This is a genomic window from Halorubrum halophilum, assembly GCF_000739595.1.
Classification (GTDB): domain Archaea; phylum Halobacteriota; class Halobacteria; order Halobacteriales; family Haloferacaceae; genus Halorubrum; species Halorubrum halophilum.
Window position 1 is genome coordinate 1 of the sequence record NZ_BBJP01000019.1, and the last position, 19,663, is coordinate 19,663.

21 protein-coding genes are annotated in these 19,663 nt (G+C 63.1%); 8 read left to right on the forward strand and 13 right to left on the reverse strand.

Features of this window, described 5'->3' with window-relative positions:
- Positions 1-272: 272 nt before the first annotated feature.
- Together ACP96_RS06930 and ACP96_RS06935 are read right to left on the reverse strand one after the other, a co-directional pair.
- The gene (locus ACP96_RS06930; protein WP_154020415.1) at positions 273-1,196 is read right to left on the reverse strand and encodes a hypothetical protein; all 924 of its coding nucleotides are present in this window, start codon (positions 1,194-1,196) and stop codon (positions 273-275) included.
- 305 nt (positions 1,197-1,501) lie between these two features.
- Positions 1,502-1,825, reverse strand: a complete 324-nt coding sequence (locus ACP96_RS06935; RefSeq protein ID WP_050032783.1) for a hypothetical protein — start codon at positions 1,823-1,825, stop codon at positions 1,502-1,504.
- Positions 1,826-3,061: 1,236 nt separating this feature from the next.
- On the opposite strand from ACP96_RS06935, the gene ACP96_RS06940 reads away from it, so the two are divergent.
- Positions 3,062-4,006 (forward strand): HFX_2341 family transcriptional regulator, encoded by a 945-nt coding sequence (locus tag ACP96_RS06940; protein ID WP_050032784.1) that lies wholly within the window; start codon positions 3,062-3,064, stop codon positions 4,004-4,006.
- Between the two features lie 72 nt (positions 4,007-4,078).
- Here ACP96_RS06940 and ACP96_RS06945 read toward each other — a convergent pair whose 3' ends face one another.
- Genes ACP96_RS06945 through ACP96_RS06960 form a run of 4 tightly spaced genes read right to left on the reverse strand, consistent with a single transcriptional unit; the run spans position 4,079 to position 6,628 of the window.
- Positions 4,079-4,879, reverse strand: coding sequence for an energy-coupling factor ABC transporter ATP-binding protein (locus ACP96_RS06945; protein ID WP_050032785.1), 801 nt, complete (start codon positions 4,877-4,879; stop codon positions 4,079-4,081).
- Entirely contained in the window at positions 4,867-5,679 is an 813-nt protein-coding gene (gene cbiQ / locus ACP96_RS06950; RefSeq protein ID WP_050032786.1) for a cobalt ECF transporter T component CbiQ, read from the reverse strand. The genes ACP96_RS06945 and cbiQ overlap by 13 nt, the downstream gene beginning before the upstream one ends.
- Positions 5,676-5,975, reverse strand: coding sequence for a PDGLE domain-containing protein (locus tag ACP96_RS06955; RefSeq protein ID WP_050024812.1), 300 nt, complete (start codon positions 5,973-5,975; stop codon positions 5,676-5,678). The genes cbiQ and ACP96_RS06955 overlap by 4 nt, the downstream gene beginning before the upstream one ends.
- Positions 5,972-6,628: an energy-coupling factor ABC transporter permease gene (locus tag ACP96_RS06960; RefSeq protein WP_050024814.1), complete on the reverse strand. Its 657-nt coding sequence runs from the start codon at positions 6,626-6,628 to the stop codon at positions 5,972-5,974. The genes ACP96_RS06955 and ACP96_RS06960 overlap by 4 nt, the downstream gene beginning before the upstream one ends.
- Before the next feature lie 125 nt (positions 6,629-6,753).
- On the opposite strand from ACP96_RS06960, the gene ACP96_RS06965 reads away from it, so the two are divergent.
- Positions 6,754-7,170 carry a CopG family ribbon-helix-helix protein gene (locus ACP96_RS06965; protein ID WP_050024815.1) on the forward strand — a complete coding sequence of 139 codons (417 nt, stop codon included), beginning with the start codon at positions 6,754-6,756 and terminating at the stop codon, positions 7,168-7,170.
- Between the two features lie 24 nt (positions 7,171-7,194).
- Here ACP96_RS06965 and ACP96_RS06970 read toward each other — a convergent pair whose 3' ends face one another.
- From ACP96_RS06970 to ACP96_RS07000, 7 genes are read right to left on the reverse strand one after another with little or no spacing between them, the layout of a single operon-like run.
- Positions 7,195-7,953 (reverse strand): urease accessory protein UreF, encoded by a 759-nt coding sequence (locus tag ACP96_RS06970; protein WP_050024816.1) that lies wholly within the window; start codon positions 7,951-7,953, stop codon positions 7,195-7,197.
- On the reverse strand, positions 7,950-8,651 hold the full coding sequence (gene ureE / locus ACP96_RS06975; RefSeq protein ID WP_050032787.1) for an urease accessory protein UreE: 702 nt from the start codon (positions 8,649-8,651) through the stop codon (positions 7,950-7,952). Before ureE ends, ACP96_RS06970 begins: the two co-directional genes overlap by 4 nt.
- Positions 8,648-9,580, reverse strand: coding sequence for an urease accessory protein UreD (locus tag ACP96_RS06980; protein ID WP_050032788.1), 933 nt, complete (start codon positions 9,578-9,580; stop codon positions 8,648-8,650). The genes ureE and ACP96_RS06980 overlap by 4 nt, the downstream gene beginning before the upstream one ends.
- Positions 9,577-10,197, reverse strand: coding sequence for an urease accessory protein UreG (gene ureG, locus ACP96_RS06985; protein WP_050024819.1), 621 nt, complete (start codon positions 10,195-10,197; stop codon positions 9,577-9,579). The genes ACP96_RS06980 and ureG overlap by 4 nt, the downstream gene beginning before the upstream one ends.
- The gene (locus tag ACP96_RS06990) at positions 10,197-10,523 is read right to left on the reverse strand and encodes an urease subunit gamma (RefSeq protein WP_050032789.1); all 327 of its coding nucleotides are present in this window, start codon (positions 10,521-10,523) and stop codon (positions 10,197-10,199) included. The genes ureG and ACP96_RS06990 overlap by 1 nt, the downstream gene beginning before the upstream one ends.
- Complete coding sequence (ureC, locus tag ACP96_RS06995) at positions 10,520-12,232, reverse strand: urease subunit alpha (protein WP_050024820.1); 1,713 nt, start codon at positions 12,230-12,232, stop codon at positions 10,520-10,522. Before ureC ends, ACP96_RS06990 begins: the two co-directional genes overlap by 4 nt.
- On the reverse strand, positions 12,229-12,612 hold the full coding sequence (locus ACP96_RS07000; protein WP_050024822.1) for an urease subunit beta: 384 nt from the start codon (positions 12,610-12,612) through the stop codon (positions 12,229-12,231). The genes ureC and ACP96_RS07000 overlap by 4 nt, the downstream gene beginning before the upstream one ends.
- Before the next feature lie 634 nt (positions 12,613-13,246).
- Here ACP96_RS07000 and ACP96_RS07005 point away from each other — a divergent pair.
- The 6 genes from ACP96_RS07005 to cofH all read left to right on the forward strand — a co-directional run bounded on the left by ACP96_RS07005 (position 13,247) and on the right by cofH (position 19,635).
- A complete protein-coding gene (locus ACP96_RS07005) occupies positions 13,247-14,518 on the forward strand; it encodes an urea ABC transporter substrate-binding protein (protein WP_050024823.1) in 1,272 nt (423 codons plus the stop codon).
- A gap of 80 nt (positions 14,519-14,598) precedes the next feature.
- Positions 14,599-15,507, forward strand: coding sequence for an urea ABC transporter, permease protein UrtB (urtB, locus tag ACP96_RS07010; protein ID WP_050032821.1), 909 nt, complete (start codon positions 14,599-14,601; stop codon positions 15,505-15,507).
- Complete coding sequence (locus tag ACP96_RS07015; RefSeq protein WP_050032790.1) at positions 15,504-16,631, forward strand: ABC transporter permease subunit; 1,128 nt, start codon at positions 15,504-15,506, stop codon at positions 16,629-16,631. The genes urtB and ACP96_RS07015 overlap by 4 nt, the downstream gene beginning before the upstream one ends.
- Positions 16,628-17,401 (forward strand): ABC transporter ATP-binding protein, encoded by a 774-nt coding sequence (locus tag ACP96_RS07020; protein ID WP_050024824.1) that lies wholly within the window; start codon positions 16,628-16,630, stop codon positions 17,399-17,401. The genes ACP96_RS07015 and ACP96_RS07020 overlap by 4 nt, the downstream gene beginning before the upstream one ends.
- Positions 17,398-18,096 (forward strand): ABC transporter ATP-binding protein, encoded by a 699-nt coding sequence (locus ACP96_RS07025; RefSeq protein WP_050032791.1) that lies wholly within the window; start codon positions 17,398-17,400, stop codon positions 18,094-18,096. The genes ACP96_RS07020 and ACP96_RS07025 overlap by 4 nt, the downstream gene beginning before the upstream one ends.
- Positions 18,097-18,207: 111 nt before the next feature.
- Complete coding sequence (gene cofH / locus ACP96_RS07030) at positions 18,208-19,635, forward strand: 7,8-didemethyl-8-hydroxy-5-deazariboflavin synthase subunit CofH (protein ID WP_050032792.1); 1,428 nt, start codon at positions 18,208-18,210, stop codon at positions 19,633-19,635.
- The last annotated feature ends 28 nt before the right edge of the window (positions 19,636-19,663 follow it).

Here is a 19,663-nt window from a genome sequence, read left to right on the forward strand (position 1 = left end):
GAGAGAGTGGACAACTAGCGAAAGTCACAAGAGGGACAGTCGGTAATAATCGTGAGAGTGAGCTTTGAGTCTCCAAGAAAGGAGAGATTCAGATCACTCTCTGATACTTCTATGTCGGTTTGACAACGAGGGCAAGGGACGTTATCCAATTTCATAGCTTAGAGAACCCACAAGAAGAACACTCACTCATGAAGGTGTATCCAATTCCAGAGGGAGAACCCCCGATTTCTTCTTCCTGATAGGATTCGTCCCCGCACTTTGGACAATTGGATTCACTCATAACTCTCTCCCTCTGGTACAATCGCAGTAATTACGTCGCCGGATTCATCCGTAATTTCCGTATCTTTGGAGTCGTCATTATCCATTTCCCGAAGCTCTGAACAGAGCTTTGAAAAACTAGTTCGGATATAGGTTCCATCTTGAAGAGTCGTAACCTCTGTATCAGGCACCTCCGAAGATTTCTCCACGTCATTTGCTATATCGGACCATGCGTCTAGACCCCCGTTTTCACTATACTCCCTGAAAGCGTCTAGACCCTCTGATAGCTCATCAGCCTGAACGGGGTTGAAATCCTTAGAATTAGAATCCTCATCGAGCATAGGAGCATACTTATTCTCAATATGCTGGATAGCAGCCTCTAGCTCTTCGGATTTTGGTTCAGAACTACCTTCTTGATTAGCCTCTGCTATGAGACTCTTAAACTCTTCACCAGAGAGATCGGAGACTTCACGATCGTACTTAGTTCCCTTCTTCAATTCCTCCTTTGCTCGTTCAATCTCCTTTTGCTTTCGACGTTTTGCCACCTCCTTATTGTGTTCTTCAACCAAACTTTCAATTTCCGACCAAACTTGGTCGATGTCCTTAGGCTTAGACTCTCCCTGAACGGTTTCCTCCTTAGATTGTAGCTCTGCGATTTCCTCTTCACTAAAGAACTTAGAAAGACGGGAGTTTGCTAAAGAATCTACCTCAATCTTAACGACGTGTTCATCCGGTTCTCTCTCCCGAATTTTGGCGTCTCCACCTTCCAATTCTTCGATCACTACATCCGATTCTGGATTAAGATCCGCCGCTTCGATATCTGAATGAGAGGATAGCTCTGCTACACCCTTAGATCGTCCGTTACTCCCGCTTCCTTTAGGAGAAATGTGATTTCCGTGTCGTTCCGCCTTTACAAATCCTGCACCTGCATTTGTCATAATATAAAACCTCTAAATTTCTAGTTCGTTTCTCAAAAGTTCGTCGTAAGTTGATACATCCTCTTCTATTTTGCGAAGCTTGAGCTTCTTCCGCATGTCCTTGGAGAGACTGATAGATGTAAACTCTCGCTCGCTTCCACCGCATATATTTTCAGCCATATATTCAACTAATACTAAGTGATACAAACTTATAAACTTCACGGTTTATAATGATAGAATATAGGAATTCTAAAGATTGAACCCCTATAGTTTGGAGGATTAGAATTTCTATATTCTATTTTTGGATAATATCTGTCCGATGATATTCACCAAGTTCCTGCTTCCTCAGCCATATCCTTCGCTTCCTCAGCTTCCCATCTAGTATCCTCTATTTCTGCCTTTGCCTCTTCTATCTCGTCTTTGACTTGTACAATTTCGTTCCTTATGTTGCTAATCTCTCTGTAGACAAGATAGACGATCCCCCAATCAGTTACTAACCCGATGAACGTGATAGAATATCCAATAACAGGATAATCTATTCGTAGTTCGGTTCCTGCTAAGATCAATATAGCTCCGAAGAATAGTATGCCTGTTTTTGTCGCAAAGCTCCTTTCTATGGCCCATTCTAGGGCCTTTTCTCTCCTTGTCATGTGTCGGTTCAGGTACTATGACGTGAAAAATCTCGGCTTGTCCTTTGGTGATTTTTTCTGTGAAATTTTAGCAGAGATTTTCTGCCGTAACGTGACAAGGATTTATTACAAATACGCCTATGAGGGGTAGATATGGGATTCATTGACTCTATTCTCTGCAAGATTCTCGGAGCTAGATGGGAGTGTGATCGTTGTGGTAAGCGGTATAGAAATGAGCCGAACCAATGTGATAACTGCGAGAATACGATCTACAATAGAATCAATAGATAGTCTCGAAAGTCGGTATGGTATCTCACGACAAGGTACTAAGTCCAATTTCTTATTTTCCTGATAGAAGCTCTGTAAAGGGTGATTTGGGGGAACCTCCTTCTCAAATCTACACGTATGAAATTAACAACCCATCTTAAGCGATATACCATACGGATTATTACTCGACATTCAGACACTAGATAACTGATAGTAATCTTTGTCTCCAAGATTATGAAAAACTTGTAAAGAACTTTGTCAGAACTTTAGAAACTTGACTAAAAGACAACTATTTTGTTTATTCTATTGATCTTTGTTCTATTCTTTTACTACTTCTTTGTATCTATCCTTCCTTCGATCCTACTACTTGAAGTATACCCATCAAATTGACTCTCAAATCGATTTGAATCTGAAAGGATGGAAAGGACATGGAACCCTGAAAGTCCCTAGAGAGTTTGTTATATCCCCTAGAATACCGATTCAAATCGATTGTGAGTCTGTAAGCTAAAGCTCAAAGGAGAGAAATAAGCTTGAATCATGCTGCTGGTAGTGACCCTACCCTAACCCCCCTACCCTTCAATTCTACAAACCCACTTCTACAGGGTTACTCCGATTCACCCCATCTTGTGTTATACTCACTAATATAGTAGATTTATTCATTAGATGATTCTACCTGAATAATCTGATCGCTTTAGTTGTAGGCTATTTTTCACGGAACAAGATTAGATATTTACCTTTATCCTCCTGCCATATGGTGATTTTGGGCCAAAATAGAATCTAGGACCACAATTCGGGATTCCGACTCTTATCTAGAAATCTAGTCCTAGATGAGATTTGGAGGATCAACCGAAACTCAGGCAAGAACTAAGTTGGGTTCCCGCTTTGATTCTCCTGAAGCCCACTACGGGAGGTAGGGCAAACACGATCGATGTTCGGTTGAACGGTAAGGTATCTGGTGGTTTTTATAAGTGCCACCGTTACGTACGGCGTATGCAGACCCACATCGTGCCGGTCGGCTTCGACTACGACCGCATGATCGCCCCGCTCATCCGGGACCAGTTCGACGTCGACCGGGTGATCCTCTTGGAGGGGACGGTCGGCAGCGAGGCCAACGTCGAGTACTCGCGCAACATCGCGCGCAAGCTCGAACAGGACTTTCAGAACCTGCTCGGCGCGGAGACGGTCCGTGAGCGGCTGACCGACGTGTACGACTACGACGCCGCCTTCGAGCGCGCCTACGACCTCATTAACGCGGAGCTGGACCGGGACGAGCCGGGCGAGACGGGAGACGGCGACGCCCCCGACGAACGGGAAGTGTGGGTGAACCTCTGTTCGATGCCCCGCCCCGTCTCCTTCGCGTTCGCGACCGCGGCCCACTCGATCATGGTCGAGCGGCAGGACGACCGCGATCGGATCCACACCTACTACACCGCCCCGGAGAAGTACCTGGAGACCGAACTCGCCGAGGAGCTGCGTGCGAACCGCGACCTCCTGCGGGAGCTGGCCGAGGACGACGCGGTGGACGACGAGCGCGTCGGCGACCGCCTCGCCACCACCACCGACCTGCTCGCGGAGTTCGACGAGCGCGGCACCACCATCGGCGCGAAGAAAATTGGCGACAGCCACGTGATCGAGCTCCCGGTCGCCTCCTTCCAGAACGTCAAGCCGTTCGAGGAGCTCGTCCTCTTCACCCTCGGCGAGCACGGCGAGTTCGCGTCGGTCTCGGAGCTGGCAGAGACGCTCGCCGCCGACCTCAACGAGGAGTACACCGACTCGTTCCGCTCGAAGGTGATCTACAACGTCGACCGACTCGGCCCCGGCGGCAAAGGGTACATCGAGCGCGAGGAGCGCGGGAAGTCCTACCGGACCACCCTCTCGCGGATCGGTGAGCTGTGGGTCCGAGCGCACGCGGACGAGGACCGCGACTTGGCGTGAGGTGGCGCCGGAGCCGGAGATCGGTTCGCGGGTTCCCGGAGAGCCGTCGTCGACCCGAGAGAGGAGGGTCCGCTACCGGATCTCGCGGACGAGGAACTCGCGCGCTTCCGAAACGGTGAGCGGGATCGCGTCGGCGTCGACGATTCCGTCGAACAGTCGCACCGTTGCCGGCGGTCGGAGCCCGTGTTCCCGCAGCAGCGGCCCGTCCGTGAGGACCTCCCTGACGGGACCATCGGCGATGACGGACCCGTCTTGGCCGATGAGAATCACCCGATCGGCGAGTTCCGGGACGAGGTCCGGCGACGGCGTGAACGACACCACGGCCCCCTCGTGAGCGGTCATCAGCTCCAGAATGCGTTCCCGGTATCGGCCGTCGACGGCGCCGAACGGTTCGTCGAGCAACAGCACGTCGGGAGCGAACGTCAGGACGCTCGCGACCGCCGCTCGCTGCTTTTCGCCCCCCGACAGCCGAAACGGCGGCTGATCCAGCAGGCCGGTCAAGCCGAGCCGGTCCGAGAGCCGCTCTATCCGCCTATCTGCCGCCTGCTTCGACATCCCGAGCTGGGCCGGCCCGTATTCGAGGTCTTCGCGGACGGTCGTGTTGAACAGGTAGTCGTCCGGATCCTGGAGGAGCACGCCGAGTCGATCCCGGACCGTCTCCGCGTCGGTCGTCTCCCCGAAGTACTCCACCGTGCCGGCCGATGCGTCGACGAGCCCGCCGAGCGCGAGTTGCAGCGTGCTCTTCCCGGACCCGTTCGCGCCGATAACCGCGACCCGTTCGCCCGCCTCGATTGTGAGCGAAACGTCCCGAAGCGCCGTCGTCCCATCCGGATACTCGTGTGACAGCCCGTGTGATTCGATCACAGGCCCCATCTGATCACCCCCGAACCGACGACAGTCGCGGCCGCGAGGGCGACCAAGGCGTAATCGTACCTATCGACACTCCGTGCCCGACCGTACGGCGACGGCGGTCGGGCGCCGCCGCGGGCCCGCATCCCGCGCCCGACCCGCTCGCCGCGGTCGATCGTGCGCAGCAGGAACGTCCCCGCGAGCCGCCTCGCGTCGCGCCACCCCCCGCGGACGCTCGATCGCCCCGTCGTTCGGCTGTTTCGCGCCAGAATCAGCCGCTGGAGCTCGTCGAAAAACAGGAACAGGTACCGGTACGTGACCGCGATGACCCACACGAGCGCGACCGGGATTCGCAGCTCCCGCATCGCGGCGACCACCGCCGAAAACGGCGTCGTCATCACGATCAGCGACAGGAGCGCGACGCCGGTTCCGACGCGGAGCGTGAACAGGACGACGTACGAGACGCCGGCGTCGGTGACGGCGACACCAAGCACCTGTACGAGCGTCTCTCCGGGCAGCAGCACCAACTGCGGGAGGACGACGAACGCGGACGCCGCCGGGACGACCGCCGACCGCGCGAGCAGTCGCCGTAGCGGCACCTTCGACAGCCGCGCCAGCGCGACCGTCACGGCGCCGAAGAAGAGCGTCACCGCGAGGGTCCGTGTGATCATCACCGCCAGCGCGAGGCCGGCGACGGCGCACAGCGACGCTCGCGGGTCGCGCCGCTGGAGGAACCCGTCGGCCGCGGCGACCCGTTCGGCCGCGAAGACGCCCCGGAGCGCACCCGTGATCGACTCGACGGAGCGCCCGACGAGACCGGTCACCGTTCCAGTAGTCGGCCGATCCCGAGCGCGACCGCCAGCGTGAGGGCCGTCCCGACGGCAGCGGACACGAGCGTCCCGAGCGGCGCGCCGAGGCCGGGCACACCGTAGTCGGGGAGGAGGCCGGAGGTGAGCGGGTCGGCCGCGTCGGTGGCGCCAGTCGCCTCGGCGGCGTTTTCGAGCGGTTCGGCGTAGCCGACGGCGCCCGAGGCCCAGCCGAACACGGGGGCCAAGACGACGAGAACGAGGAGAGCGAGGAGCGCCCGCCGCGCCCACGCGTCCGAGACGAGCGCGTTCACAGACCCACCTCCGGGGACGGCGAGTCGCTCTCGAACCGTCCGAGAACGAGGTCCGGTCGGGCGTTCGCGAGGAAGCCGTACACCGCCGCCGTGATCGCTCCCTCGACGAGACCTAACAGCGCGTGGCCCGCGACCATGATCGGCACGGCGACGCCCAGTTCGTAGGCGAACGCCGACGACAGTCCGACGCCGACGCCGACCGCGAGCGCCGAGGCGGTGATCGCTCCCCAGCCGGCGACGAAGGCGGCACCGGTCTCGTGGACGCCCCGGAGGGCGCGAAAGACGGCGTAGCCGACGAGCACGTCGACGACGGCCATCGCGAAGAGGTTCCCGCCGAGCGCGATGATGCCCCCGTCGCCGAACACGAGCGCCTGAATCGTCACGACGGCGGTCATCGCGAGGACGCCGAGCGAGGGTCCCAGGAGGATCCCGGCGAACGCGCCGCCGACGAAGTGCGCGCTGGTTCCGCCCGGTATCGGCCAGTTCAACATCTGTGCGGCGAAGATGCCCGCTGCGACGACACCGAGGAGCGGCGTCCGGTCGTCGCCGAGTTTGTCCCGCGCGCGCCTGACCGCGATGCCGATCGCGGCGCCGGACCCGACCCAGAAGAGCCCCGCTACCCACGGGTCGAGGAAGCCGTCTGGAATGTGCATTTGTCTCACATCGACCGTGCAGAATCAATAATACTTCTCCTCTTAATCGTAATATTGTATAGTGAGATACCCATCGAGCGCCGCGGCCACCAACGGTTAAGCGACTGCTGGAAAAACACGGGACCATGAGCCAAGACGTCGACCGGATGAGCGTCACACTCTCGCCGAGCCTCTTGGCCGAACTGGACGGCGTGGTCGACGCCGGCGAGTACGACAGTCGCTCCGAAGCGACGAGGGACGCCCTCCGGGCGTTCGTCACAGAGTTCAACCGACAGACCGATCTCTCCGGTCGCCTCAGCGGAACGGTGGTCGTCCTCTACGAACACGAGCACGGCGGCGTGACCGACGAGCTGACCGAGCTGCAACACGACTTCACGGAGACGATCATCGCCGTGCACCACGTTCACATCAGCGAGCACCTCTGTCTGGAGTCGATCGCCGTCGACGGGACGGGCGAGCGGATAGAGGCGTTACTGTCCCGGATTCGCCCGCTGAAAGGCGTTCATCAGGTCAAGCTCACCGTCGTCGAGGCGGACCGGTAGCGCTGTCGGACCGGCCAAGACCGATCAGCTCATGAACAGCCGCCGGTCGGCCCGCTCGTGGGCCATTCCCATCACGTCGGCCAACGGCGCGAACGAGCACATCGCGTCGAGCTCGGCGTCGTGATACCGGTCCGAGACCTCCTCGATCACCGGGAACAACGCCGAGAGCTGCGACTGGATCGCCGTGTGGCCGAACCGGCCGAGTCGCTGGGCGGCCGCGAGCAGCCCGCTCACCGAGCCGTAGGCGTTCGCCAGCGCCGCCTCCCGCGCGCTGAGGCCCGCTCGCTGACAGACGATACCGAGAACGACCGGGTAGTGGCCGTCGGCGCGTCCGTCCTCGCAGGCCGCCGCGAACTCGGCGACAGTCCCGTCGCCCGCGGCCCCGGCGAGGGGGTCAGCATCGGTCGCCACCCCCTCACCGGTATCGTCGACCGGTTCACCCTCCGTCTCGGCGAGCAGCTCCAGCAGCTTCCGACCGGCCTTCGTCGAGCTGTCCCGGAACTCCGCCGGTAGCGTCGCCGCGCCGAGCCGCTCGTCGGCCGCCACTATCCCCTCGATATCGCCGGCCGCGGCCGACCGGTGGGCGTGGCCGAGCGCGACGATCTCGGCGGGGCCGATCACGCCGCGGAGGTATCCCGCGAGGAGCTCCCCCAACTCGTCCGCCGTCTCGATCTCGCTCTCGTTGAGGTACTGCTCGACGCCGTATGACGCGGTGTAGGTCCCGATCGGGAGCATCGAATCCGAGAGCCGCATCGCCGTCAGCAACGCCGCGGACGAGGTCATCGTTCCTCCGCCGACGCCGATGTCGACTCGGTCTCGCGGCCGTGATCGCGGCCGTCGCCGCCGTGCGCGTGATCGTGGCCGTGCTCGTCAGTGTGGTCGTGGTCGCCATGCGCGTGATCGTGACCGGCCTCGCCCGCGTGCTCGTGGCCCTGACTGCCCTCGCCCGCGTGCTCGTGATCACCGCCGTGACCCGCCGTCCCGGCGTCGGTCTCCGCATCCTCGATGAACCGTTCGGCGTCGACGGTTTCGTAGCGCGTGGTCGCGTCCGCCGGGAGGTACGGCCCCAGCACGTCTTCGATGATCGCCCGGTCGGCCTCGACCGGGACGTACACGGTGTCGCCCTCGACGGCGACGTCCCAGTGTTGGTTGCCGACCCGGTGGCCGAATTCGACCGCCGTCTCCACCGCCGCCTCGGCGGCCGGGAACTCGACGACGAACGCCTCGCGCTCCTTGAAGGCGACGACGACGGCCCGGTCGTCGTCGAGCACCAGCACGTCGCCGGCGGTGAGCTCCGGCCGATCGACGAGCACACCGAGGTCGGTTCCGGAATCGGTCGTCACCCGGAGCCGAGAGCGACGCCGCTCGGTGTCGTCGAGGACGACCGTCTCCAGCGTGCCGGCCGCCTCGTGTTCGGCGACCGCGTCGGCGAGGGCCGGATCGCGGTCGACGTTGCCGACGACGCCGTCGACGCGCTTCATCGGCCGCGGCCCTCCAGCGGCGCGCCGACGCCGAGCAGAGTCTCTCTGGTCTCGTCCCACGCGGCCTCGACGCCGGCGGTGACGTCGGCGCTCCGGTCGCCGAGGACGCGGACGGTCACACCGGCGTCATCTTTGAGGACCGACGCGCCGGCGGCGACCTCTCGGTCGGCCAGACGGTCGTACAGCGCGTCTGCGAGGGCGTCGGTGTCGGTCGCGTCGGGGGCGAAGACGTACAGCGTCCCGACGACGGCGTGGTCGCCAACGGTCGCCGGGTCCCGGGGGTCGCGCTCGTCGGGGCGCAGGTCGACGGCGTCGGCACACACCAAGTCGTCGTCGACGCTCGCCTCCAGCCGGCTGTGGTAGTGCTCGAAGTCGAACGGCTCGTGGTCCGTCAGCCCGTCCGGCACGAAGACGTCGCCGACGACGACGGTCGCGTCCGGAGCCATCTCGACGGTCGTCGTCTGCAGACACCGAGCGTCCTCGTTGACGATGGTCGGGCCGGGAATGTACTCGAGATAGGCGCCCGACTCGGCGACCAGCGTCGCGTCCAGGTGGGCGTAGTTGGCCTTCATGCTGTGGACCTTCGTCGCGCTCTGCGTGGTCACGTGGGCGCGTGCGCCTTCGCGAGTCTCGACCGAGAGGCTGTGGCGGTCGCCCTGCGCGACGCCCCCGGTCGGCTCCTGGAGACAGACCGTCGTCAGCCCGGGCGCGGGATCGCTGTCGAGCGTGCCGGTCAGGTGGTACGGCACCTTCACGAGGTCAGACAGCAGGCGGGTGGGGTTGTCGCCCTCGCGACCGAAAACGAGGTCGGCGACCCCGTTCTTCCCGTGGCCGAAGGCGGGCGACTGCGGGAGGGGTTGGGTGCCGTACTCCCGGAAGGCGGGCGGAACGGCGGGGTCGTCGGGGTCGGTGAGGTCGTCGACGCTCACGCGAACAGGACGCTCCGTTCGATCGAGTCGACGACCTCGTCGATCCCCTCTTCCGCCTTGCAGTTCGTGAACACCGTCGGGTCGTCGCCGCGGACCGTCTTCGCGTCGTCGCGGAGCACGTCGAGGTCGACGTCGACGTGCGGCGCGAGGTCGGTCTTGTTGACGACGAGGAGGTCGGCCTGCGTGACCCCGGGACCGCGCTTCCGCGGGATGTCGTCGCCCTCCGCGACCGAGATGACGAACATGAAGTAGTCGGCAAGCTCGGGGTTGAACGTGGCGGCGAGGTTGTCGCCGCCGGACTCGATCAACACCACGTCGAGCTCCGGGTGCCGTTCGGTGAACTCGTCGATCTTCGCGAGGTTCATCGAGGGGTCCTCCCGGATCCCCGTGTGCGGACAGGCCCCGGTCTCGACGCCGGCGACCAGGTCCGCCGGGAGTCGGTCGGCGAACGACTCCCGGAGGCGGTCGGCGTCCTCCTGCGTCATGATGTCGTTTGCGATGACGCCCACGTTGTACCCGGCCTCGTCGAGCCGCGGCACGAGCCGCTGGACGAGCGCGGTCTTCCCCGACCCGACCGGTCCCCCGAGACCGACCTTGGCGACGTCTCTGTACCCCATTATTCCAGTTGCTCCTGGGTGTCGCTCCGAATCGGGTCGTGGACCGTCACGAGCTTGGTGCCGTCCGGGAACGTCGGTTCGACCTGTACCATGTCGACCATCTCGGGGACGCCCTCCATCACGTCCTCGCGGGACAGGAGACTCGTCGCCTCCGCGCGGATCTCGGCGACGTTCTCCCCCTCGCGGGCGCGTTCGCAGACCCAGTCGGAGATGTATGCGACCGTCTCCGGGTGGTTGAGTTCGATCCCGCGTTCCTTCCGGCGTCTGGCCAGCTCCGCGGCCATGAATATCGTGAGTCGTTCGTTGTCTTTCGGTGAGAGTTTCATAGCGTGTACCTCTGTGCGAGTGGAACTTCCTCGGCGGGTTCACACGTCACGTGTTCCCCGTCGACTTCGACCTCGAACGTCTGGGCGTCGATGTCGATGTCGTCGGGCGCGTAGTCGTTGTGCAGCATGTCGGACTTCCCGACGTCGCGGGTGCCTTCGACGGGACGGACAGTCGAATCGAGATCGAGCTCGTCGCCGACGTCGTTCTCGTAGGCGGCCTCGCTGACGAAGGTCGTGCTCACGGCGTTCTTCGCCTTGCCGACCGCGCCGGCGCGTGAGCGCTGCATCACCGGCTCGCAGGTCATCAGCGAGCCGTTGGCCTCGCCCATCTCGCTGTGGACCGGGAAGCCGCCCTTGATGACGCACTTCGGCTTGATGCCGAAGAATTCGGGCTCCCAGAGCACGATGTCAGCCATCTTGCCCGTCTCCAGCGAGCCGATGTACTCGTCGATGCCGGCCACCTTCGCGGGGTTGATGGTGTACTTCGCGACGTAGCGTTCGATCCGGGCGTTGTCCGCGTCCGTCCCCTCGTCGGCCGGCAGCGGCCCGCGCTGGGCCTTCATCTTGTGGGCGGTCTGCCACGTCCGACAGATCACCTCGGCCATCCGGCCCATCGCCTGGGAGTCGGAGGTCATCATGCTGATCGCGCCCATGTCGTGGAGCACGTCCTCGGCGGCGATGGTCTCCGACCGGATGCGCGACTCGGCGAAGGCCACATCTTCGGGGACATCCGGGTTGAGGTGGTGACACACCATCACCATGTCCAGGTGTTCGTCGAACGTGTTGACGGTGTAGGGCATCGACGGGTTCGTCGAGGAGGGGAGCATGTGCTCGTGGCCGATCAGTTCGAGCACGTCGGGCGCGTGGCCGCCGCCCGCTCCCTCGATGTGGAAGGTGTGGATCGTCCGCCCGTCGATGACCTCGAAGGTGTCCTCGACGAAGCCGGACTCGTTGAGCGTGTCGGTGTGGATACACACCTGCACGTCCTCCTCGTCGGCCACGTCGAGCGCGGTGTCGATGACCGCGGGGGTCGACCCCCAGTCCTCGTGTAGCTTGAGCCCGGTCGCGCCGGCCTCGATCTGTTCGCGGATCGGCTCGGGCCGGCTGCTGTTGCCCTTCGCGTAGAAGCCGACGTTCATCGGCCACTCCTCCGCCGCCTGCAGGAAGCGCTTGATGTTCTCGGGGCCGGGCGTGCAGGTCGTCGCTCCGCCGCCGAAGCCGCCGCCGAACATCGTCGTGATACCGCTGGCTAAGGCGTGTTCGAACAGCTCCTTGCTGTTGAAGTGGACGTGGATGTCGAACGCGCCGGGCGTCGCGATGAGGCCGTCGGCCGGTATCGTGTCGGTGCTCGCGCCAATGATCAGATCGTCGTCGACGCCGTCCATCGTGTCCGGGTTGCCGGCCTTGCCGACGCCGACGACTTTCCCGTTACGGACCCCGATATCGCCCTTCTGGACGCCGAGGACGGGATCGATGACGACGACGTTGGTGTACACCCAGTCGAGGGCGCCGTCCGCCTGCGTCGTGCCGGGCTGCATCCCCATCCCGTCGCGCATCGTCTTGCCGCCGCCGAACACCGCCTCGTCGCCGTAGGTGCCGTGGTCCGTCTCGATCTCGGCCAGGAGGTTGGTGTCGCCGAGCCGCAGTCGGTCGCCCTCCGTGGCGCCGAAGAGGTCGGTGTACGCCTTCCGAGAGAGCTCGCGGCTCATTCCTCGCCCTCCATATAGCCCGCCTTGCGGGCTCGCTCGAAGGCCGCTTCCCGGACCTCCTCGTCGTCGAGGTCACCCTCGACGAGCCCGCCCATCCCGTGGAGGATCCGATTCCCGCCGTACGCGACGAGGTCGACGTCCTCCTCGCAGCCGGGCTCGAACCGGATCGCCGTCCCGGCGGGGATGTCCAGTCGCATCCCGTAGGCGGCTTCGCGGTCGAACTCGAGCGCCTTGTTGCACTCGAAAAAGTGGAAGTGCGAGCCGACCTGCGACGGGCGGTCGCCCGTGTTCTCGACGGTGACCGACGCCGTCTCGCGCCCGGCGTTGATCTCGATCGGATCGTCCGCCGGTAACAGTTCCCCCGGCACGAGGTCACTCATCGGTACGAGCTCCGTCTGCCGGGATCCACCGTAGCTGATGAGACACTACCATACTGAGAGAATAAACGAACAATACTTGTAAAAGACTTCCTCTTAGTGTAGTAATGAACGAGAATATACGTTTTAATTCGAAGTAATATATTTCTGGGGCAATATTTTCACCCAACGCGTCGGGTTGCTGCCACTCTGCGAGAAAAACTCGCCGTTTGCCAAGTTTCGTCGGGTCCCGCGTCGACCGTCTCGTCGGTCCGCGGTCGGCGAACGAGGCGAACTCTCTTCGAGGACCGAGCGCGGGGCCGGACCTCGGCGGCTCACGCGAACGCCTCCGCCAGAGCTCGTGACCGATTTGATGACAGATTCGGCGAGGTAAGCAATTATACTTCAATAGCTACGTGAGTTTCAGATCCGCCTGGATTAGCACGGATGACTATTGAACGAATGTTTCGTATATCCACCGATATTAGGTAATATAAACACCTGAGAGAGTATTTCCATGCATATTGACGTGAGGAGAAGTCTTATATGATGACTCCATCTTCGAAGGATTGTCTGAAATGAGAAGACAAACCACTCGAAATGCAGCCAATAAGGCAGTATCTATCCAAAAAGAGACCGATATCGTGGGGATTGACGTATGACTCACGAATCGATCCCTCGTCGTTCGGTGTTGGCCTCGGGGGCGACCGCGCTCGGCATCTCGGTGGCCGGGTGTTCCGGGGGAAGCGGCAGCGGCGGCGGCGGCGGGCCGACCGTCGGGATCCTCGAAGACCGCTCGGGGAACTTCCAGCTCAACGGGACCTCGAAGTGGCAGGCGACGCGGCTCGCGCTCGAGGAGATCAACGAGAACGGCGGGCTCCTCGGCGAGGAGATCGAGATCGTCGACCCGGACCCGCAGTCGGACAACTCCCGGTACCAGGAACTCACCGAGCAGCTGATCTTACAAGACGACGTCGACGCCCTCTGGGCCGGCTACTCCAGCGCGACCCGGGAGGCGATCCGGCCGATCATCAACGAGAACGAACAGCTATACTTCTACACGACGCAGTACGAGGGCGGCGTCTGTGACAACACGATCTTCCCGGTCGGCGCGACCGCGCGTCAGCAGCTGGGCATCGTCACGCCGTACCTCGCCGACGAGTTCGGCGACGACATCTACATCATCGCCGCCGACTACAACTTCGGCCAGCTGTCGGGCGACTGGGTGAACGTCCTCGCGCAGGAGAACGGCTACAACATCGTCGGCGAGGAGTACATCCCGCTGGACGAGACCGACTTCTCGTCGGTCATCAACCGGATTCAGAGCGAGGACCCCGACTTCATCATGTCGATGCTCGTGGGAGCGAACCACGAGAACTTCTACGACCAGCGGGCGACCAACGACCTCGAGAACATCCCGATCGGCACCTCGACGGCGATGGCGCAGGGCCACGAGCACATCCGCTACGACCCGCCGGCGCTTACGAACGTCTACGCCGGCGTGAGCTACATGGAGGAGCTCGGCGACCTCCGCGACGGAGAGAACTTCGTCGACGCCTTCTACGAGCGGTGGCCGGACGCGAACTACCTCAATCAGGAGGCCCAGAACAACTACTTCTCGGTGTACCTGTGGGCGGACGCCGTCGAGGAGGCCGGCACGTTCGATCAACAGGAAGTCATCAGCGTCCTCGAGGAGGGCCGCGACATCAGCGCGCCGTCGGGCGACCTCACGCTCGACGGGGCGACCCACCACATGGAACACGAGATGCGAGTCGCACGCGCCGACGAGAACCACGAGATATCGTTCACGAACAACGAGCGTATCGGGCCAAGCTTCCTCCGCGAGGAGGTCGAGGGCGGTGACGGCTGTGACCTCCGTGAGGAAGACAAGACGACGCAGTACGTGCCGAGTGACGTGTACGACGTCTAGTAACCGATGTACTCACAGATCCGCCATCCGAACGTTCCGATCGCCCGCCGAGGAGGGGTAACACCGTGATCGAGGCATCGATGACACCGCTGACGTTCTCGGCGTACAGCCTGATGGCGCTGCTGTTCCAGTTCCTGAACAGCTTCGGCTTCATCGTCCTCGCGACGGTGGGGCTGGCGATTATCTTCGGAATGATGGGCGTCATCAACCTCGCACACGGCGAGTTCATCCTGATCGGGGTGTACGGCACCGCGCTTCCGTACCACGCGGGAGTGCCGCTGCCGATCGCGATGGTCGGCGGCGTCGTCGCTTCGACGCTCTTCGGCGTCGTCGTCGAGCGGACGATCGTTCGTCGGTTCTACGACCGACTGCTGGACTCGATGGTCGCGACGTGGGGACTGGCGCTCGTCGTCTCCCAGCTCCTGCTGATCGTCTTCGGGTCCAGCCTCGACAGTATCTCGACTCCGTTGGGTAACGTCGACTACGGGCCGTTCTCGTCGTCGATCTACCGTAGCATCTTCCTCCCCGCCGTCGCGCTGCTCGTCCTCGCCGGGCTCTACGCGGTGTTCACCCGCACGGAGTTCGGAATCAAAGCGCGGGCCACGATCGAGGACCCCGAGACCGCCCGCGCGATGGGGATCGACACGGATCGGATGTACATGGCGACGTTCGCCATCGGATCCGGCCTCGCCGGGTTTACAGGGGCGCTCTACGCGCCCGCGCTCGGCTCCATCACGCCGAATCGCGGGAGCACGTTCCTCGTCGAGTCGTTCGTCGCCGTCGTCGTCGGCGGCCCGTCCGTGATCGTCGGGACGCTGTCGGCAGCGGGGGTCCTCAGCGTCTTTAACGCGACTGGGAGCTTCTTCTTCGGCACGTTCGTCGGGCAGATGCTGCTGTTGCTCGTCGCGATCGTCGCGCTACGCGCGCTGCCTGACGGGATAACGGGCTACGTCAAGGACTGGCGGCAGCGCCGGAGGGCCGAGGAATGAGCGACCGTCTCGATGCCGGCTCCGGGTCGCTCCTCGGTCGCCTCCGGGACCGGCTCGAAGGGCCGAACACGATCGGCGGTTCGGCCGTCTTCTGGGTCGGATTCGCGGTCGCGGTCGCGGCGCTGATCGCGTACCCGCAGACGACCGACCCGTACACGGTCATCCAGAGTTCGCGCTACCTCGCGCTCGCGTTCCTCGCGTTGAGCCTCTGTTTCATCTGGGGCTACGCCGGCGTGCTGAGCTTCGGTCAGGTGGCGTTCTTCGGCGTCGCCGCCTACGCGTTCGGCGTGATCGGGATCAACCTCTCGTCGGCGACGGGCGTCGTCGCGGCGACCGTCGGCGCCGTCGTCGCGGGAACGCTCGCGGCGGCGCTGCTGGGATACTTCATGTTCTACGGCGGCGTCCGCGACACCTACGTGACGATCATGACGCTCGTCGTGGCGCTGGTGTTAAACACGTTCATGGCGCAGACGGCCGGCAGCGAGTGGGCCGTCGGCGAGGCACAGCTCGGCGGGTTCAACGGTATGACGAACATCCCGAGCCTGACGCTGGGGCTGGGTGAGACCGGGCTGGTGCTGGAGGGCAACCTGTTCTACTACGCCCTCCTGTTCACGCTGCTCGCGACGTACCTCGGGCTCCGCGTCCTGCTCAACAGCAGCTTCGGAATGACGATGGTCGCCGTGCGCGAGGACGAAGCTCGGACCGCGACGTTCGGCTACAACGTCCCCTTCGTGAAGCTCGTCGTCTTCACGATCGGCGGCGCGCTGGCCGCGGTCGGCGGCGTCTTCTACGCCAGCTGGGGCAACTACATCGACCCGAGCGTCTTCGGGATCGCCTTCGCCGCGCTTCCGGTCGTCTGGGTGAGCGTCGGCGGTCGCGAGTCGCTGCTGGGCGCGATCGGCGCGACGCTCGCGATAGAGCGCATGCGAACCGGGCTGTCGAGCGGTATCGGACCGATCGGCTCCGAGTGGGCGCTGGTGATCGTCGGCGGGCTCCTGTTGGGAGTCATCCTCTATCTGCCCGCCGGGGTCGTCCCGACGCTCGACGACCTCGTCGACGAGCTGCGGACGAGACGCACCGAGCGGTCACAGTCGACGACCACCACGGAGGAGTCACCCGAATGAGCGCACCAGAAGACATCAACGTCAGACAGAAGCCGGCGGTCGCCGCGACCGGCGGCGGGAGGAGCACGATGCTCGCGACCAAGCAGCTCACCAAGAACTTCGGCGGGCTGACCGCGGTCGACAGCGTCGACTTCTCGGTCGCCGAGGGAGAGATCCGCTGTCTCATCGGCCCCAACGGCGCGGGCAAGAGCACGCTGCTCGAGCTGATCACCGGACAGCTCGACCCGAGCGACGGAGACATCTACTTCGACGGCGAGGATCTCACCGGGCTCGACACCCACAAGCGGATCGACACCGGGATCAGTGTCAAGTTCCAGTCGCCGCACGTCTACGAGAACCTCACCGTCGAGGAGAACCTCCGGGTGCCGCTCCAGCGAACCGACCGCGACGTGGAGCGGGTGCTGGCCGAGACGCTCGATCGGATCGCGCTCGCGGAGAAGGCCGAGACGGGAGCGAGCGAGCTGTCTCACGGGGAGAAACAGCGGCTCGAAATCGGGATGGCGGTGACGCTCGAACCGAAGCTCATGCTGCTCGACGAGCCCGTCGCCGGCATGTCCGTCGACGAGACCGACGACGTCGCGGACCTCATCCGCTCGTTACACGACGACGGGATGACCTTCGTCGTGGTGGAACACGACATGGAGTTCGTCCGTCGTATCTCCGAGCAGGTCACCGTGTTGAACCAGGGGAAGATCTTCCGACAGGGCCCGATCGAGGAGATCGAAGCGGATGAGGACGTTCGCCGGATCTACTTGGGTGAGAACGCGTGACGCTGGAGATAACCGGGCTACACGCCGGCTACGACGGGACACCGATCCTCAAGGACATCGATTTCACCGTCGACGACGGCGAGATCGTCGGTATCGTGGGTCGGAACGGTGTGGGGAAAACGACCCTGTTGAAGGCGATCATGGGGCTGCTCGACCCGGAGTCCGGAAGCGTCCGGTTCAACGGCGACGACCTCACCCACGAGTCCGCGGACGTGCACGCCCGCCGAGGTATCGGGTACGTCCCGCAGGGCCGAGACGTGTTCCCCGGGCTGACCGTCGAACAGAACCTCCAGATCGGCGAGGGGATCGGCGACGACGAGGAGACGCGCTACGATCAGGTGTACGAATACTTCCCGATCCTCGAGGAGCGCGCCGATCAGGACGCGGGCACCATGAGCGGCGGCCAACAGCAGATGCTCGCGATCGGGCGAGCGCTCGTCGGGGATCCGGACCTCCTGTTAGTCGACGAACCCTCCGAGGGCGTCCAGCCGTCGATCGTCCAGTCGATCACGGCGGACCTCAAGCGGATCAACGAGGAGTTCGGGACGACGATCCTCTTCGTCGAGCAGAACCTCTCGGTGATTCAGGGGTTATCGGAGCGGTGTTACGCGATCGATCACGGGACGATCGTCGACGAGATCGGCGACGATGCGATCGGCGACCGGCAGCAGCTCGAGCAGTACCTCGTCGTCTGAGCGCCGGCGCCCGTGTCGTGACCGTCACGGCGCCGTGACTGCCTCGGTTCCGTAACCACCTCGGTGCCGTGACCGTCCCGTTTTTATCCGTGGGACGGAGAGACACACGCGATGAATCCGGCGCGGGACCCCGACGCGACAGACCGCGACGCCGCCGACCTCGGCGACGACTTCGGCTTCGCCGAGCCGTCGACCGACCAGTCGTTCGAGAACGCGCTCGCGAAGGCCCGCGACGGAACCCGCCTCTCGGTCGACGACGCGACCGAACTGCTCGCGACCGGCACGGACACCGAGGGGATCGACCCGGTCCGCAAAGAGCGGGTCCTCGAACTCGCCGACCGCCGGCGCCGCGAGGCGGTCGGCGACGAGGTCACGTTCGTCGCCAACCTCAACAACAACGTCACGACCGCCTGCAACACGGGCTGCCTGTTCTGCAACTTCAAGGACTCCGCGCACGCCTTCGAGGCCGACAGCGACGCCGACCACGCAGGGTTCACGAAGACGCCCGCAGAATCGCGAGCGATCGTCGAAGACGCCCTCGACATGGGCGTCTACGAGGTGTGCTCGGTGTCGGGGCTCCATCCGGCCTTGGCGCTGAACGAGGAGCACCACGAGATCCTCCGGTCGTACGACGATCCGGAGAGCGCGGTGAACTACAAGCCGCCGTCGGCGTACGCCACCGATCCCGGCACCTACGTCGACCAGATCGAGGCGATGTCGGTCGGCGGGATCCACGTCCACTCGATGACGCCCGAGGAGGCGTACCACGCCGCCCGCGGCACGGAGTGGGAGTACGAGGCTGTCTACCGCGAGCTGGCGGCCGCGGGGCTCGACTCCGCGCCCGGTACCGCCGCGGAGATCCTCGTCGACGAGGTCCGCGACGTGATCTGCCCCGGGAAGATCCGCACCGATGACTGGGTGGCGGCGATGGAGGGCGCGATGGCCGCCGGCCTCGACACTACGTCGACGATGATGTACGGCCACGTCGAGACGGTCGCCCACCGCGCCGAACATCTGGGAGTGATCCGCGACCTGCAGGACCGAACCGGCGGGATCACGGAGTTTGTCCCGCTTTCCTTTATTCACCAGAACACACCTCTCCACCGCCACGGCGTCGTCGACTCCGGCCCCTCTCGCGACGAGGACGAGCTGGTGGTCGCGGTCGCGCGCCTCTTCTTAGATAACGTCGACCACGTGCAGGCCTCGTGGGTGAAGTCGGGCGACGCGCACGGCCTGAAGCTGCTCAACTGCGGCGCCGACGACTTCATGGGCACCATCCTCTCGGAGGAGATCACCAAGCGCGCCGGCGGCGACTACGGCGAATTCCGCTCGTTCGACGACTACGTCGACATGATCACGGCGATCGGTCGGACCCCGGTCGAGCGCTCGACCGATTACCGTACCCGCCGCCGGATCGACCCCGACGACGGCCCGCACGGCCCGCGGCTCGGCCCGCGCGCAGACGGTACGCCGATGCTCCCGGACTCGTCGTCCGGGGCCTCGGCGCCCGACGGCGAGTCGGCGGGTGCGGACGACTGAGTCGGTCGGAACCGCGTCCTCGGCTGCT

What these genes read in the sequence shown, in the direction of transcription:
- ACP96_RS06930 (WP_154020415.1), bottom strand. Translation starts at nt 1,196, where the DNA reads ATGACAAATGCAGGTGCAGGATTTGTAAAGGCGGAACGACACGGAAAT.
- ACP96_RS06935 (WP_050032783.1), bottom strand. Translation starts at nt 1,825, where the DNA reads ATGACAAGGAGAGAAAAGGCCCTAGAATGGGCCATAGAAAGGAGCTTT.
- ACP96_RS06940 (WP_050032784.1), top strand. Translation starts at nt 3,062, where the DNA reads ATGCAGACCCACATCGTGCCGGTCGGCTTCGACTACGACCGCATGATC.
- ACP96_RS06945 (WP_050032785.1), bottom strand. Translation starts at nt 4,879, where the DNA reads ATGGGGCCTGTGATCGAATCACACGGGCTGTCACACGAGTATCCGGAT.
- ACP96_RS06960 (WP_050024814.1), bottom strand. Translation starts at nt 6,628, where the DNA reads ATGCACATTCCAGACGGCTTCCTCGACCCGTGGGTAGCGGGGCTCTTC.
- ACP96_RS06965 (WP_050024815.1), top strand. Translation starts at nt 6,754, where the DNA reads ATGAGCCAAGACGTCGACCGGATGAGCGTCACACTCTCGCCGAGCCTC.
- ACP96_RS06970 (WP_050024816.1), bottom strand. Translation starts at nt 7,953, where the DNA reads ATGACCTCGTCCGCGGCGTTGCTGACGGCGATGCGGCTCTCGGATTCG.
- ureE (WP_050032787.1), bottom strand. Translation starts at nt 8,651, where the DNA reads ATGAAGCGCGTCGACGGCGTCGTCGGCAACGTCGACCGCGATCCGGCC.
- ureG (WP_050024819.1), bottom strand. Translation starts at nt 10,197, where the DNA reads ATGGGGTACAGAGACGTCGCCAAGGTCGGTCTCGGGGGACCGGTCGGG.
- ACP96_RS06990 (WP_050032789.1), bottom strand. Translation starts at nt 10,523, where the DNA reads ATGAAACTCTCACCGAAAGACAACGAACGACTCACGATATTCATGGCC.
- ureC (WP_050024820.1), bottom strand. Translation starts at nt 12,232, where the DNA reads ATGAGCCGCGAGCTCTCTCGGAAGGCGTACACCGACCTCTTCGGCGCC.
- ACP96_RS07000 (WP_050024822.1), bottom strand. Translation starts at nt 12,612, where the DNA reads ATGAGTGACCTCGTGCCGGGGGAACTGTTACCGGCGGACGATCCGATC.
- ACP96_RS07005 (WP_050024823.1), top strand. Translation starts at nt 13,247, where the DNA reads ATGACTCACGAATCGATCCCTCGTCGTTCGGTGTTGGCCTCGGGGGCG.
- urtB (WP_050032821.1), top strand. Translation starts at nt 14,599, where the DNA reads ATGACACCGCTGACGTTCTCGGCGTACAGCCTGATGGCGCTGCTGTTC.
- ACP96_RS07015 (WP_050032790.1), top strand. Translation starts at nt 15,504, where the DNA reads ATGAGCGACCGTCTCGATGCCGGCTCCGGGTCGCTCCTCGGTCGCCTC.
- ACP96_RS07020 (WP_050024824.1), top strand. Translation starts at nt 16,628, where the DNA reads ATGAGCGCACCAGAAGACATCAACGTCAGACAGAAGCCGGCGGTCGCC.
- cofH (WP_050032792.1), top strand. Translation starts at nt 18,208, where the DNA reads ATGAATCCGGCGCGGGACCCCGACGCGACAGACCGCGACGCCGCCGAC.